This window comes from Psychromonas aquatilis (assembly GCF_038155185.1).
Lineage (GTDB): Bacteria > Pseudomonadota > Gammaproteobacteria > Enterobacterales > Psychromonadaceae > Psychromonas > Psychromonas aquatilis.
Genome location: NZ_JBAKAZ010000353.1, coordinates 1 through 219, shown reverse-complemented (window position 1 = coordinate 219; position 219 = coordinate 1). Strand labels below are relative to the sequence as shown.

Here is a 219-nt window from a genome sequence, read left to right as displayed (position 1 = left end):
TCTGCCGTTTCATAAACATCAAGATCTGTTGTTTATTGATCATTAATTGCCGTGACTCGACCACGCATAATCGCAAATCCATCGCTGTGTGCTAGCGCTAAGGTATTAAGTTTATGTAAATACCCCTGCTGCTGTTCAGGACTAATATTAATTGAAAATACATACGGAGAATCAGGAGAAAGTCTTTGTTGCCAGTCACCTAATAAGTCACTTTTAATC

1 protein-coding gene is annotated in these 219 nt (G+C 38.4%); it reads right to left on the bottom strand.

Annotation, left to right across the window (positions count from 1 at the left end; all coding sequences use genetic code 11):
* Positions 1-32: 32 nt before the first annotated feature.
* A partial coding sequence (locus tag V6256_RS15805; RefSeq protein WP_341599166.1) for a hypothetical protein occupies positions 33-219 on the bottom strand: 187 nt, incomplete at its 5' end.